Origin of the sequence: Paenibacillus sediminis (assembly GCF_017873765.1) — a bacterium.
Classification (GTDB): Bacteria; Bacillota; Bacilli; order Paenibacillales; family Paenibacillaceae; genus Paenibacillus_AG; species Paenibacillus_AG sediminis.
On record NZ_JAGGKP010000001.1, the window covers coordinates 630,421 to 644,802 of the forward strand.

A 14,382-nucleotide genomic window follows, 5' to 3' on the forward strand; every position below is an offset into this window, starting at 1 on the left:
GCAGCCTTAAAGGCTGCTTTTTATTTCTTATATTGCCGTTATTTATGGGTCTGAATGGAGCGGGGATCAACAAACGAATACCCTTTAGCTTCAAGCTTTGTAAGTAAAGTATCCAGTGCGTCTACAGTCCATGGAAGCTCGTGCATAAGTATGTTACTTCCGCTATGCAGCTGATCAAGGACATTTTTGATGATCGCATCTGGCTTGTTTTTATTTTTGGAATCCCAGTCAAGAGAGCCGTTTGACCAAGTCATATATAAAAGATCATTGTCTTTAACAACCTGTTTTACAGTATCATTGCCGGAACCGTATGGAGGTCTAAAAAATTGTGGTGCAGTACCGATTGTATCTTTTACAATTTTTTGTACATCTTCAATTTGTTTTTTGACGTTTTGCGGCGATTCCTTTTTCAAATCAATATGATCCCAGCTATGATTGCCAATGATTTGTCCGCGTTCATGAATTAACTTTAATAATTCCGGATGTTCTTTTACACGATAACCATTGACGAAAAAGATTGCTTTTGCATGATGTTTGTCGAGTGTGTCAATTAAACCATTAAGCATTTTTGCTTCTTTGGGAGCATCGTCGAAAGTGAGTAACACGACTTTTTTCTCGGTTCCTTCTTCATTTGGAATGATGTCATACGATTTGCTTAAATGATACTTGATGGGGACAGAATCATTAGATTGTACTGAAGTGGATGCTGAATCTGTACCTGGTAATGAATCTGCGCTCTTTGTTGCCTCAATAACCGAGGAAGTGGCTTTTACAAGTTGCTTCCCGCTTTCAGACTTAGGAGCAGGAGATGCTTTCGTTTCTGTTTGCTTCTGTACCGTTGTACTGCTTGGTGTTTGGCCGCATGCACTGAAGATTAGACTTGCGGCGGCAAGCATCAGGGCTGTCTTCTTAACCATGATTCCATCTCACTTTCCTGTTTTTATGCCGCATGAGTTATGAACAAAACGCGAACACTACAATTGATTTTATCATATAAGGAGGTTTTATTGGTGAATACTTCCTCATTTTTACGTGGAGTTTTGGTTGGAGCTGCTGCGAGTGCGTTATTGTCCAGAAATAAGCAGCCCATGTTAAGCGGTATGGGTCAAGCCGGACAGAAAATGATGAATATGATTATGCCTGGATTGACAAATATGATGAATAATCCCATGAATAGTCATCCGCAAGCCGGCAGTGGCACTCATCAAGCTGCAGCTCATACGAACAACAGTACAACTCACCATTCGACTAGAGAAGCAGATATTCAGATGATTAAAGATTTTATCAACAGTGATCCGAGTGTGAAGAATGAGGTAGAACAGATCATGAAGGAGACGAATACATCAATTCCTGGGCTATAAATAAACAACATGTTGAATCATTTCCCGAGAGCGTTTGTTTCTCGGAAAATGATTCTTTTTTTGCTCTATTATTGCGTGCATTTCAAGTAAATAAGTGATAACATATTACATAGAACCATTTTCAGCACAAAATTATAATGGCTTCATAATCTGTTATAACAACAAATGTTATAGAGGAGGATCCTGTCATGAAAATAGAACGTCTAGGCCAAGATAAGATACGGGTTTTCCTCACATTTGACGATCTGAGTGAGCGTGGTATACAGAAGGAAGATATGTGGCAAGAGCTCCCTAAGGTTCACGAACTCTTTTCTGAGATGATGGATCAGGCCTATACAGAGCTTGGGTTTGATGCAACGGGATCTCTAGCAGTCGAAGTATTTGCATTGCCAGCTCAAGGGATGGTTGTCATCGTAACTCGTGGTAAATATGACCATAACCCATTCGGAACGTTAAATGATGAAGAAATGCCGGATGAAGTTTATGAAATGGAAGTAACGTTGGAACAAAGTGATTCCATCGTTTACGCTTTTTCTGATTTCGAAGCGCTAATCGAAGCGGCTCATGTGGTCCGTGATCGCATTACGGATGCTGGTAAGCTGTATAACTATAAAGGAAAATGGATTCTTTATTTGGAGCCTAGTGAACTAGACGAGGCTGACGATTCTGTTCTAATTGCTATTCTTGCAGAATTCGGTGAAGCGACATCCGTCACTGAAGCAGTTCTTGAGGAATATGGTAAAGTCATTATTCCAGAGAATGCGATGAGCGTAATATGTGATCACTTTAAACGTCACAATTAAGTTTCCAGCTTCAAATTCCATCATGCAGAGCGATATTGCTCTGCATGATGTGCTTTAAGGGTATAAACGAGAGCAGGATGGAGGGAATTTGGTGCTTTTATTTTCAATCATAGCTGCGGCTATCGCTCCGGGGATTGCCTTGCTCACTTTTTTTTATTTGAAAGATCGGTACGATTCAGAACCTCTGCATATGGTCATTAAGGTGTTCTTGGTCGGCTTTTTAATAGTGTTGCCCATCATGATCATTCAGAGAGGGATGTCTTTATGGTTTGGGGATCATCCCTTTTTGTATTCATTCGTTATATCTGCGGGTGTGGAGGAATTTGTCAAATGGTTTTTACTGTATCATCTGATTTACAATCATACAGAATTTGATGAGCCATACGACGGTATATTATATGCGGTTGCGATTTCTCTTGGTTTTGCTACTATAGAGAACATTATGTACGCTTGGTTTAACCATGCGTCTCTCGGCGCGTTGATGATCAGAGCTCTTCTGCCTGTATCGGGGCATGCTCTCTTCGGCGTTATTATGGGCTACTATTTAGGCAGAGCCAAATTCTCAGAAGGAAAACTTACGAGACGGTTTCTATTGTACTCCCTTGTAATGCCGTTATTTTGGCATGGGGTGTATGATCTCATTCTGGGTACGATGACACATTTCTGGCTCTGGTACATTGTTCCGCTTATGATGGTGCTCTGGTACGGGGGTATGGGGAAAGTAACCCGCGCCAATAACAGATCTCCTTTTCGGTTACTAAAGCGGGAAGAGGAGGTTAAACTTTAATAAAATGGACACACTTCTTCATAAGATGAACAGGACATAAGCTGTAACTTCATCTTGGAGGTGTGTGTATGAATTCACGTGTTAAAGTGATCATTAAATGCAAAAATTGCGGCGAACGGTTTATACTGCGCGGACGAAGAGATCGCGGAAAACTGGAAACGGGATTTAAACAATGTCTTTGTGACAATAAACAGAACTTTGAAATTGAAGAGCAACATATATAGGGTGAATCAATTTGGAAATGATGCATAAAGCTTCTTTCTTCTTGTCAAACTAATGGCAGTGAATTGAAGAAAGGAGCGCGATTGTACGATGTATTATCGTTTAAGTGCAGTAATGTTTCCCATTGTCACCCTTTTATTAATTGGTGCCCTTATTTGGGGGTATCAAGAAAACCAGCAGAAAAACTCGATTCTCATCAAGGCAGAAAATCAATATCAAAGAGCTTTCCATGATTTGTCCTATCATATGGATAAACTTCACAATGAGCTTGGCAACACTTTAGCAGTCAATTCAACATCACAGGCGATGCAGCGTAAAGGGCTCCTTAATGTATGGCGCATTACAAGTGAAGCGCAAAGTGAGATTAATCAGCTCCCGCTAACGCTAATGCCTTTTAATCAAGCGGAAGATTTCTTGTCTCGAATATCTAAATTTTCGTATCAGACAGCAATGCGAGATATGAACAAAGAACCGCTGAGCGTCAAAGAAGTAAATAATCTAAAGTCACTCTATAAAAGTTCAGGTGAAATCTCGAATAATTTACAAAAAGTACAAAATAAAGTAATTAACAATAACTTGCGCTGGATGGATGTCGAAGCCGCTATTGCATCAGAGCACAAAGCTCAGGACAACACGATTATCGACGGCTTTAAAACCGTAGATAAGCAGTCGGGTGAGTACTCTGATCTAGACTGGGGTCCAACGATATCCAATGTGTATGATCGCAGGGCTGCAAGAAAACTCGACGGCATCCCGATGACGGCTGAACAAATTAAACGTAAGGCGTTAAAATTTGCAAATAGCAGCGGCAGAGGGACGTTTACTAAGGTTCAAGTGATTGAGAACGGAAAAGGTACAGAGTGGAGCTCATATACGGCTACGGCTTACGCTAATCATAAAGGTGAGAAGATTTCCATGGACTTTACTCGCCGAGGCGGGCTTCTCATCTCATATGTGGATCATCGGAATGTTGGTCCGAAGGCAGTCTCGGTAAGTACGGCAAGATCCAAGGCGGATACGTTCCTGAAACAAAAAGGATATCCGCATATGACGGCAGTTGCTTATGATGAATACGGTAATCTTGGAAACTTCACCTATGTACGTAAACAAGACGACGTACTGATCTATCCAGAGAAAATTACGGTTCGTGTTGCTTTGGACAATGGAGATGTGGTTGGTTTCCAAGCTAGTGATTTTATTTATGAGCATAAGGACAATCGTAAAATTCCGAAGCCAAAATTAACTCTCGAACAAGCGAGAAAAGTACTTAACCCTGAGTATAAAGAAGAATATCACCGACTTTCTTTAATAAAAAATGAGATGTCACAAGAAGTACTCTGCTATGAATTCGGCGGTCGAATTAACGGTTCACGATATCGGATTTTTGTAAATTCGAATACCGGCAATGAAGAGGTCGTTGAAGAAATTAAATCGCACAATAGAAGATAATGATGAGAAGAGAAGCTTCCTTGTGAAGTTTCTCTTTTTTGATGCTTTAACGATGATTCACATGCTATAATTGGTAAATGATACATTAAAACTTACTAAGTGGCGGTGAATGTTTTGTACCCAAAAATCAATGATTTGGTCTACATTCAAGTGGATTCAGCAGACGATAAAGAATCGCAAATTATATATAAATCTAGAGTTGCTGACATAGAAGAACAATCCATATTAATTGAGGTGCCGATGCAGGAAAATAGCGCCCAATTGATGCACCCTTATATGGGCGAGGAACTATCTGTCTACTTTGTGAGTGAAGATGGAGCCAAAAACTATTTTAATACATATTTAATGGGCTTTAAGGAAGATACGATCCGGTTAGTTCGTATTTCCAAACCGAAGCCAGAAGAAATTACCAAAGAACAGCGCCGCAGTTTTTTGCGCGTCGTTGCATCGCTTGATCTTGCAGTAAGGATGCCAGATGGAACTAGATTCGTTGCGCAGACAGAAGATGTCAGTGGCGGGGGCGTATCCTTTTTTTGTGAACGTGATTACGCAGTCGTCGTAGGGCAAAAAATCAGTTGCTGGCTGCTTATCCCTTATCGGAATGGCAGTGTTGAACATGTCCCGTTTCAAGCTGAAATTGTCCGCGTAAAACCGCTTGAATCAGGACGCAGCCGCAAAATTGTAATGCTTAAGTTTATCCATATTTCAGATATGGAGCGTCAGAAAATTATTCGCTATTGCTTTGAACGGCAATTTGAGTTCCGCAATAGATAGAGCAGTCTAGTATGGGATGCTAATATTACAGCATGGAAATGCTGCCTTTGGGAAAGGATGTTAAGTAATAACCAAGAGGGGTGTTTTCTATGCCTGATTATAAATCTGATTCAGACTATTATACAAAGCTGTTTATTATATTTTTCAATCAAGTGTCAAAAGTGTTTAGCAAGGCGCTCATTTTACTATGCATTGCTCTTTGTTTGTTCCAAATGATATTGAGGATTAACGTTTTCAGACCATACGTGTCACCTGTTGACCGTTTAGAAGGCGAGCCATTTTCAAGATCAAATGTAAATGATTGGATGGATGGAAACGGTTGATGTTTTTGCATCCACTGGCTCAGTGTGGTATAATTTTCACGTCGCAGGCAAGTGCCTGCTTTTTTCTTAAGGCTAGAGTTTGAGGAGGAATGCCCCGTTGGGTAGTCATAAGGCAGAGCATAACGGGAAAATCAACATCGCAATTGATGGACCTGCTGGGGCAGGAAAAAGTACGGTGGCAAGGATGGTCGCAAAAGCATTATCTTACGTTTACGTAGATACAGGTGCGATGTATCGTGCTGTCACCTGGTACATGATTAAGCAAGGGATTAAACCTGAACAAGTTGATCTTGTGCTTGAGAAAGCAAAAGAGTTGAACATTGAATTAGTACCAGAAGAAACAGGCCAGAGAGTATTTTTAAATGGGCAGGATGTTACACATGAGATACGTTCGATTGAGGTTAACGGATTAGTATCCCGATATGCGAAAATCGAGGGGCTGCGCAAAATGCTGGTTCAAATGCAGCGGCAAATGGCTTTACGTAAAGGCGTTGTGATGGATGGACGCGATATCGGAACGACCGTGCTGCCCCAAGCTGAAGTTAAAATTTTTATGACTGCTACGGTTAAAGAACGTGCTCTCCGTCGTTTCAAAGAAATGAAGGATGCAGAAGGAATTACTTTAGAGCAGCTCGAACATGATATTGCCGAACGTGACAGGCAAGATGAGCAGCGTGAAATATCTCCGCTTCGTCGAGCAGACGATGCCATTGTACTCGACACAACTCGTTTAACGATTGATGAAGTGGTAGATCGCATTGTATCCTATTGCACAATTCATATGGATGGAGAGAAGTAACGTATGTTGTACAACTTTTGTAGAGGTATATTGCGTATTTTTTACGCACTTGTGTTCCGTCTAGAGGCAGTTGGCAGAGAAAACATACCTGATGAAGGCGGCGTATTGTTGTGCTCTAACCACATCAATTTGCTTGATCCACCAACAGTAGGTGTTAAAATTGAACGTAAAGTTCATTTTATGGCCAAGGCAGAGCTATTTAATGTACCCGTTCTCGGCTGGCTCATTAGAAATCTCGGAGCATTTCCGGTAAAACGCGGAGGTGTGAGCAAGGAATCCATAAAGACCGCACTTACGATACTTAAAGAAGGCAAGGTTATGGGCATTTTTCCAGAAGGAACTCGTAAATCGGGTGGAGGAATAGGTAAGAAAGGTGCTGCCAGCTTTGCACTCCGCAGTAATGCAGCTGTCATTCCTGTTGCAATTATTGGACCTTATAAACCATTTCGTAAATTGAAAGTGATTTATGGAGCACCCATTGATCTTTCTGAATTCAAAAATGATCCTTCCTCTGAATCGCTTGAACTTGCCACTGAGAAAATTATGTCTCGAATTAATGAGATGAAGCAGACAGGAACACCAACTTTAAATTAGTTGAACCATCTACATGTATTGAGAAATGCTTTTTTTGGAAAGATACTACAGTTATTATGTTTTAAACATCGCTCTTACATAGTGCGAGTTTAAATAAATGGGGTTTTGAATTGAGGAGGTAATAATCATGTCTGAAGAAACAAAAAATCAAGAAGCAGTAAGTCAAGAGGAAATGGACTCAATCGTATCCTTGAAAAAAGGGGACACTGTTAAAGGAACGATCGTCAAAATTGAGGACAATCAAGCTTATGTGAGCATTGGATATAAATATGACGGCGTAATTCCTGTTCGCGAACTTTCATCCGTACATCTTGATAACGCTGCAAGTGCTGTGGCTGTTGGACAAGAGGTAGAATGCAAAGTAGTCAGCATTGATGATGAGAAAGAAAAATTGATTCTTTCCAAACGTGCGGTAGACAGCGAAAATGCATGGGAACTGCTGCAAAAACGTTTTGAGAGTGGAGAACAATTTGAAGTAACAGTTGCTGAAGTGGTGAAAGGCGGCCTAGTTGCTGATGTAGGCGTACGCGCATTTATCCCTGCTTCTATGGTAGAACGTCATTTCGTTGAAGATTTCAGCGATTATAAAGGCCGTACTCTTCGTGTTAAAGTGAAAGAACTTGACCGTGAAAATAACAGAGTCATTCTCTCTCAAAAAGATGTACTTGATGCTGAATTCGAAGCGAACAAACAACAAATCATCGCAGGTATTAAAGAAGGACAAGAGATTGACGGTACTGTGCAACGTCTGACTCAATTCGGTGCTTTCGTTGATATTGGCGGCGTGGATGGTTTGGTTCACGTATCTGAAATTGCATGGACTCATGTTGATAAACCAAGCGACGTATTGACTGAAGGGCAAAAAGTGAGAGTGAAAGTGCTTAAAGTTGACGCTGAAAAAGGCAAAATCAGCTTGAGTATTAAAGCAGCTCAACCAGGTCCTTGGGATCAAGCGGCAAAACAATTTAATATTGGCGACATCGTTTCCGGTGAAGTGAAAAGACTTGTTTCCTTTGGTGCTTTCGTAGAAATCGCTCCTGGGGTAGAAGGACTTGTACACATTTCGCAAATCTCACACAAACATATCGGTACACCGCATGAAGTGTTGAAAGAAGGACAAACTGTCCAAGTGAAAATTCTAGACTTTAATCCTGCTGAGAAAAGAGTAAGCCTAAGCATTAAAGAAACTGAAGAGGCTCCTGCTGCTCCAGAGCCAAGAGCTGAAAGACCAGCTAAAGCTCCTAAGGTAGAGCTGAACAATCCGAACGTTTCGCTTAGCAATGAAGGATTGAGTATTACACTTGGAGAACGTTTTGGCGATAAGCTTAGCAAGTTGAAATAATCGTGCTTGAAGCCTAGCATATCAAGATGAGATCGGTGAACTCTTCGGGGTTCACCGATTTTTTATGATCTGGATGAAGCTCTTAAACCGCGTCCGCAAAGGGATAAGGATAAAATCACATGACTTCAGTGAATAATAGAGTTAGTTATTGAATAACTGAGGTGATGCGGTGTGATGGACACAGGTTTGATTTCTTTAATTCTTTTTTGCGTGACTGTGGTGTTGCTCTTGACAGGCTGGAAATCGATCTTACTTCCGGAAGTATCTTTTCCGGTTCTGATCCTTCTATTTGCAGGATGGTTCATGATGCGGCCTTTCGAGTTGCCATTGCCTGGCGGCCATTCCTTAAATGGAGGAATGTTGGTACTGCTCCTGCCGTTGCCTTTTATTTTATACTCGAGTACGAGATACGGACGTTTACTATATTTGTTATCAGCGATGTTTTTCTTATCTCTGTATATGTTGATCCATGTATGGATCGTCAATCATCCTGAAATAACAATGGTCTCCGTTGAAAGAGATCTAATACTTGTTATGGCAAGTCTTACATTTTTCCTCATATCCGATTTGAAGCAGCAATACTTTACGATCACGTTCAGTTTGTTAGGTTATGAAATATTTCTGTCTCTAGCCCGGGAAGGAGTCAATGTTCATACATTTGGAGGAGATCAGTGGATGCACCAATGGTGGATTATGATCGTACTCACTCGATTGTTAACTTTAGTAAGTGCGCAGTTCTCCTTATATATAAAGAAATTTGTTCAACCTGTGAGTTGGTTAAGAAGAAGCGAGAGAAGAAAAGAGGAATGAAAAGTTAGCCATTCTTGATCTTTTTTGCTATGATGATTAACGGAAGATGTGGAGGAGGAGTGCAATATGGCAAGACCCGTTGTAGCAATTGTGGGGCGGCCTAATGTAGGTAAATCAACGATTTTTAATCGGATTATCGGTGACCGTCTAGCTATTGTTGAAGACAAGCCGGGTGTAACACGCGACCGAATTTACGGCACTGCGGAATGGAACGGTAAACCTTTCAGTATTATTGATACTGGAGGTATTGAAATTGATGGCGATGATATGATTATGAAGTCTATTCGCATGCAGGCAGAGCTTGCAATCGAAGAGGCTGATGTCATTGTGTTTATGTGTGACGCTAAGTCTGGGGTAACACAATCAGACGAGGAAGTTGCTCAGATGCTGTTCCGTTCAGGAAAGCCAGTCATTGTCGCTGTAAATAAAGTCGATAACATTCAACGTGCAGATGATATTTATGAGTTTTATAGTTTAGGTTTCGGTGATCCGATCGGTATTTCAGGCAGTCACGGTACTGGAATGGGCGATTTGCTGGATGCAATCGTTGACAACTTACCTGAGCTTGCTGATGACGAATATGATGAAGATGTGATTCGAGTTGCGCTTATTGGAAGGCCAAATGTAGGCAAATCATCACTTGTGAATGCGATTCTCGGGGAAGAACGAGTTATTGTAAGTGATATCGCAGGAACAACTAGAGATGCGATCGATACGCCGTTTGAGAAAGACGGTCAACGATTCGTGCTCATTGATACGGCAGGTATGCGTAAGCGCGGTAAAGTATACGAAACAACGGAGAAATACAGCGTTATGCGGGCGCTCAAAGCGATTGAACGCGCTGATGTCGTACTCGTCGTTATTAATGGTGAAGAAGGTATTATTGAACAAGATAAACATATTGCTGGATATGCTTATGAGGCAGGGAAAGCGTCGATATTTGTCGTCAACAAATGGGATGCTGTCGACAAGGATGACAAAACGATGCACCAATTTGAAAAGAAAATACGTGATCATTTCTTGTTCATGACCTATGCGCCAATTGTTTTTCTATCTGCAAAAACGAAGCAGCGGCTCCATAAACTGCTGCCTGTCGTTGAACATGTGGCTCAGCAGCACGTGATGCGTGTTCAAACCCATTTACTGAATGACGTCATATCAGATGCTGTGGCCATTAATCCACCTCCAACGGATAAAGGACGGAGACTTCGTATTAATTACGTGACACAGGTAGCGGTTAAACCGCCGACTATGGTTATCTTTGTAAATGATCCAGAATTAATGCATTTTTCTTATGAACGCTATTTGGAGAATAAGATTCGTGCTGCGTTCGATTTTGAAGGTACACCGATTCGTATATTTACGCGGCGTAAGTCTGATGAAGGTTAGGAGAGAGGAATGTGATTTTACCCTTTATTGCAGTCGTAGTGTCTTATCTACTTGGTTCCGTTAGCTTCAGTGTTATTTATGCTAAGTTGTTCAAAGGCATAGATATTAGAAAGCACGGCAGCGGTAATGCAGGAGCGACGAATACACTTCGTGTACTTGGGATTGGACCTGCAATACTCGTGCTCGCTCTAGACGTACTCAAAGGTATCGCTGCAGTATGGATTGGTAAGTGGCTTGGAGGAGATTCAGTTTGGGTGCCTGCTATATGCGGTGTAAGCGCCATTGCGGGACATAACTGGCCTATTTATTTTCATTTCCGCGGAGGTAAGGGTGTGGCTACGGCTATTGGCGTGCTTGCTACCCTTTGCTTCCTCCCGGCTCTGTATGCTGGAATCATTGCGATTCTTACCATTGTTGTAACAAGATATGTTTCGCTCGGATCACTCGTTTTTGTCACATTGACACCGATTTCCTTAGTGATTATGGATCGCCCTTGGCCTCTGTTCTGGACGAGTCTTATTATTTGTGTTTTTGCCTATTGGAGACATCGAAGCAATATTGTGAAAATCATCAAAGGGCAAGAAAACAAACTAGGTTCTAAGGGAGGAAAACACGTTGCCTAACAAAGTTGCAGTTCTTGTTGCAGGCAGCTGGGGAACGGCTCTGGCTAGTGTGCTTGCCGACAATGACTTGGACGTTACAATGTGGTCACGCAATGAACAATTGGTGCATGAAATTAACAGCATGCATCGTAATGAGCATTATTTACCGGGAATTAAATTATCCCAGAACATTGTTGCTACAACCAACATGCAGGAGGCTGTGAACGAAGCAGAGGCTGTTGTCATTGTTGCTCCGTCAGCAGCGATGCGTGAAGTGGCACATCAATTGAAATCGTACTGGCATAAGGATATGCTCGTTGTCCATGCGACAAAAGGCTTTGAGCTGGAGACGTTAAAGCGAATGTCGACAGTAATCTCAGAAGAACTGCAATGTTCTGAAGGACAAATTGTCGTTTTATCTGGTCCGAGCCATGCGGAGGAAGTCGTAAAACGTTGTCCGACGACGGTTGTTGTTGCTTCGCAAGACGAAGAGTATGCTATAAAAGCACAAAATTTGTTCATGAATTCATACTTTAGAGTATATACGAACCGCGATTTGATCGGGGTAGAGCTGGCAGGAGCACTTAAAAACATTATCGCTTTAGGTGCAGGGATGTCGGATGGACTTGGATTCGGAGATAATGCGAAGGCTGCCCTGATCACGAGAGGAATAGCGGAAATCTCGCGTATTGGCGTTGAATTAGGAGCTAACCCATTAACTTTTGCGGGACTTGCTGGTATAGGAGACCTTGTAGTGACGGCTACAAGTCAGCATAGCCGGAACTGGCGTGCGGGATCGCTCATTGGACAAGGACAAGAGCTCAGTCAAGTACTGAAATCGATGGGTATGGTTGTTGAAGGGATAAGAACAACAAAAGCTGCATATCGCATTTCAGAGAAATATGGTGTTCAAATGCCGATCACCTATCAGCTTTATCAAGTGCTGTTTAACGGATGTGAACCTAAACGTGCCGTAGAGGCGCTCATGGGACGCGATCCGAAGACAGAAATGGAAATGATGACACTCGAAACTTGGGAACAGTGGCATAGTTAAGCCCCCTCACCTTTTTCCGAATAAGCTCATACATTATAGGAGTACTTTCGGAGGAGGGTGGACTGTGAGTGATAACTTTTCTAAAGATGCACTGAATGCCATCAATAAGAAAACGGGCAAAAATATTTCCCAAAATCAAATTAAAAAAATAGCAAGTAATGTCAAACCTTCAACGATGCAAAGTGAAACTCAATTGCGTCAATTGATTAAGCAAGTTTCTGAGATGGCGAAGGTTCCTGTCTCTGAAGAGACGATCAAGGATATTATAAACGCTGTGAAGAAAAGCGGAATGGACCCGAGCAGCATGGAATCTCTGATGAAAATGATGCTTAAGAAATAATAGCGAGAACAAAAGACATGAAGCTCATAAACTTCATTATCTTTTGTTCAGGAACAAAAGATATGGAGCTTACTAACTTCATTGTCTTTTGTTCTTTTTTTTGGAATGATATAATATTTCCATCACAATAGAATGGGAGAGTTTGCGTGCAATGGATGCTATGACTAAAATGTGGGTCTCCATTATTGCCATTTTGATCATGGGGTTATCCGTATTTTTAATTACGTTTGCTCGTACGAAAACGAAAGGAATTGTACGAGGAATACTTTCGATTATCGCTTTCGTTATTATGTTAATTGGGTTTCTAAGCGGTGTGGTCGTACTTGTGTAAGCGCCTAAGATTCGGGATCATGAGGAGGATTTATGTCTAGTATATTAGAGCTTATTGGCAGGACTGTTCGCAAATCGGTTGAACCCGAACCAGGAACTACCATTTTAGAACATGCAATCAAGCATAAAGTAGATTGGCAGCATATGTGTACGCGCGGCACCTGTGCGAGATGTCGTTGCTATATTGAAGAAGGAGCCCAATTTTTAGCTGAACCGACCAAGGCAGAGATTGCAAGACTTGACCCTGAGGAGATTGAAGAGGGATACAGACTTGGCTGCCAAGCAGTCGTTAAAGAGGCAGGCTCCATTACAGCGAGAAATAAAACATATTTCTAAAGGATGATGGATACTTGAAAAATAATCGCAAACGACCTTGTGATTGGCATTCACGATACATACTACTATCAGTGATCATGATATTGTCTATGTTCGTTATGTCAGGGTGTATGTACCCAAACTCTGATGGACAGCAGTTGAAAGTGTCATACCGTGATAGCGTCGAACGCATTCAAAATGCAATAGACCATTTTCAAAAGGAACAAGGAATATTACCGATCTTAAATGCTGGTGAGAGCACCCCGAGGTATGAGAAATTCCGCGTCGATCTAGATCAGCTGCAGAAGAAAGGCTATATTGATGAAATTCCATCGACGGCTTTTGAAAAAGGCGGAAGTGTTTATTACTTAATTTTAAATGAAGAAACTGACCCGATAGTGAAAGTGATGGATCTTGTAACTGTGCAAAAAGTAAACGATGTACAGCGTTATGTCAATGGGTACAAGGCTTCCCACAATGGAAATCTCCCTAAAGGCAGTGAGTTACATCCTGGAACGTCGATCTATTACGTTGATCTAGACCGACTAGGTCAGCCTAATTTGCAGCTGAGAAGTGTATATTCAGGTCAAGACATACCGTTTATTATGAATGAGAACGGAACAGTCTACGCTGATTATTCATTTGATATTATGCAAGCGATTGATAGAGAATCTATTCAGCCTAAAGAAAACGAAGATTTACGAATCTATTTAGTGAATGCCTCATATTTTGTTCCTGTAAAATCATTGCCTTATCATTGGATGAACAAAGAACCGGTACCCGTTAATGAATAAAATAGAATGTCTGCAAGGCCCGCCATTTGGCGGGTTTTTCGTTTTTTTCAGGTCTGAATGTTTTAAAGTAGTCATACGTTCTATCAAGAGCACATATATCATATGAGAAGGGGTGCGGATGAACAGTGCGGCTAAGCGCCCGTGAAACACCCGCATTAAAATTGATGGACAGGAAACCTTATAGAGAACCGTCATATTTCCACATCTAGTACATATGATTTTACTAGTCCAAAAGCATGTACGAGATTATGCCGCTTTGCCGTTCTATCAGAAATCATTATCGGCGGCGGATAC

The 14,382-nt window shown here is 41.5% G+C and carries 18 protein-coding genes; 17 read left to right on the top strand and 1 reads right to left on the bottom strand.

The features are described from left to right. Positions 1 to 38: 38 nt before the first annotated feature. On the bottom strand, positions 39 to 917 hold the full coding sequence (locus J2Z20_RS03020) for a polysaccharide deacetylase family protein (RefSeq protein WP_209845232.1): 879 nt from the start codon (positions 915 to 917) through the stop codon (positions 39 to 41). A 93-nt stretch (positions 918 to 1,010) separates the two neighbouring features. On the opposite strand from J2Z20_RS03020, the gene J2Z20_RS03025 reads away from it, so the two are divergent. The 17 genes from J2Z20_RS03025 (at position 1,011) to J2Z20_RS03105 (ending at position 14,088) form a co-directional block, all read left to right on the top strand. Further along, positions 1,011 to 1,361, top strand: coding sequence for a hypothetical protein (locus tag J2Z20_RS03025; RefSeq protein ID WP_209845234.1), 351 nt, complete (start codon positions 1,011 to 1,013; stop codon positions 1,359 to 1,361). A gap of 188 nt (positions 1,362 to 1,549) precedes the next feature. Further along, positions 1,550 to 2,164: a genetic competence negative regulator gene (locus J2Z20_RS03030; protein ID WP_209845236.1), complete on the top strand. Its 615-nt coding sequence runs from the start codon at positions 1,550 to 1,552 to the stop codon at positions 2,162 to 2,164. Positions 2,165 to 2,255: 91 nt separating this feature from the next. Continuing rightward, positions 2,256 to 2,951, top strand: a complete 696-nt coding sequence (gene prsW / locus J2Z20_RS03035) for a glutamic-type intramembrane protease PrsW (RefSeq protein ID WP_209845238.1) — start codon at positions 2,256 to 2,258, stop codon at positions 2,949 to 2,951. Positions 2,952 to 3,019: 68 nt separating this feature from the next. Beyond that, the gene (locus J2Z20_RS03040) at positions 3,020 to 3,175 is read left to right on the top strand and encodes a hypothetical protein (RefSeq protein WP_209845240.1); all 156 of its coding nucleotides are present in this window, start codon (positions 3,020 to 3,022) and stop codon (positions 3,173 to 3,175) included. Positions 3,176 to 3,263: 88 nt separating this feature from the next. Next, a complete protein-coding gene (gene ypeB, locus J2Z20_RS03045) occupies positions 3,264 to 4,622 on the top strand; it encodes a germination protein YpeB (protein WP_209845243.1) in 1,359 nt (452 codons plus the stop codon). Between the two features lie 114 nt (positions 4,623 to 4,736). After that, a complete protein-coding gene (locus tag J2Z20_RS03050) occupies positions 4,737 to 5,396 on the top strand; it encodes a flagellar brake protein (RefSeq protein ID WP_209845245.1) in 660 nt (219 codons plus the stop codon). Positions 5,397 to 5,816: 420 nt separating this feature from the next. After that, a complete protein-coding gene (gene cmk / locus J2Z20_RS03055; protein WP_209845247.1) occupies positions 5,817 to 6,518 on the top strand; it encodes a (d)CMP kinase in 702 nt (233 codons plus the stop codon). A gap of 3 nt (positions 6,519 to 6,521) precedes the next feature. Next, the gene (locus J2Z20_RS03060) at positions 6,522 to 7,112 is read left to right on the top strand and encodes a lysophospholipid acyltransferase family protein (RefSeq protein ID WP_209845249.1); all 591 of its coding nucleotides are present in this window, start codon (positions 6,522 to 6,524) and stop codon (positions 7,110 to 7,112) included. Between the two features lie 127 nt (positions 7,113 to 7,239). After that, positions 7,240 to 8,454 carry a 30S ribosomal protein S1 gene (rpsA, locus tag J2Z20_RS03065; protein WP_209845251.1) on the top strand — a complete coding sequence of 405 codons (1,215 nt, stop codon included), beginning with the start codon at positions 7,240 to 7,242 and terminating at the stop codon, positions 8,452 to 8,454. Positions 8,455 to 8,628: 174 nt separating this feature from the next. Next, on the top strand, positions 8,629 to 9,264 hold the full coding sequence (locus J2Z20_RS03070; protein WP_209845253.1) for a hypothetical protein: 636 nt from the start codon (positions 8,629 to 8,631) through the stop codon (positions 9,262 to 9,264). A 66-nt stretch (positions 9,265 to 9,330) separates the two neighbouring features. Next, positions 9,331 to 10,653: a ribosome biogenesis GTPase Der gene (gene der / locus J2Z20_RS03075; RefSeq protein WP_209845255.1), complete on the top strand. Its 1,323-nt coding sequence runs from the start codon at positions 9,331 to 9,333 to the stop codon at positions 10,651 to 10,653. A gap of 11 nt (positions 10,654 to 10,664) precedes the next feature. Further along, positions 10,665 to 11,276 carry a glycerol-3-phosphate 1-O-acyltransferase PlsY gene (plsY, locus tag J2Z20_RS03080; protein ID WP_209845257.1) on the top strand — a complete coding sequence of 204 codons (612 nt, stop codon included), beginning with the start codon at positions 10,665 to 10,667 and terminating at the stop codon, positions 11,274 to 11,276. Beyond that, positions 11,269 to 12,309: an NAD(P)H-dependent glycerol-3-phosphate dehydrogenase gene (locus tag J2Z20_RS03085; RefSeq protein WP_209845259.1), complete on the top strand. Its 1,041-nt coding sequence runs from the start codon at positions 11,269 to 11,271 to the stop codon at positions 12,307 to 12,309. Before plsY ends, J2Z20_RS03085 begins: the two co-directional genes overlap by 8 nt. Positions 12,310 to 12,373: 64 nt before the next feature. After that, positions 12,374 to 12,649, top strand: a complete 276-nt coding sequence (locus tag J2Z20_RS03090; protein ID WP_209845261.1) for a stage VI sporulation protein F — start codon at positions 12,374 to 12,376, stop codon at positions 12,647 to 12,649. A gap of 151 nt (positions 12,650 to 12,800) precedes the next feature. Next, positions 12,801 to 12,980 (top strand): DUF2768 family protein, encoded by a 180-nt coding sequence (locus J2Z20_RS03095; protein ID WP_209845263.1) that lies wholly within the window; start codon positions 12,801 to 12,803, stop codon positions 12,978 to 12,980. A 32-nt stretch (positions 12,981 to 13,012) separates the two neighbouring features. Then, the gene (locus tag J2Z20_RS03100; RefSeq protein WP_209845265.1) at positions 13,013 to 13,315 is read left to right on the top strand and encodes a 2Fe-2S iron-sulfur cluster-binding protein; all 303 of its coding nucleotides are present in this window, start codon (positions 13,013 to 13,015) and stop codon (positions 13,313 to 13,315) included. Between the two features lie 14 nt (positions 13,316 to 13,329). Next, positions 13,330 to 14,088 carry a hypothetical protein gene (locus J2Z20_RS03105; protein ID WP_245251846.1) on the top strand — a complete coding sequence of 253 codons (759 nt, stop codon included), beginning with the start codon at positions 13,330 to 13,332 and terminating at the stop codon, positions 14,086 to 14,088. Positions 14,089 to 14,382 lie beyond the last annotated feature (294 nt).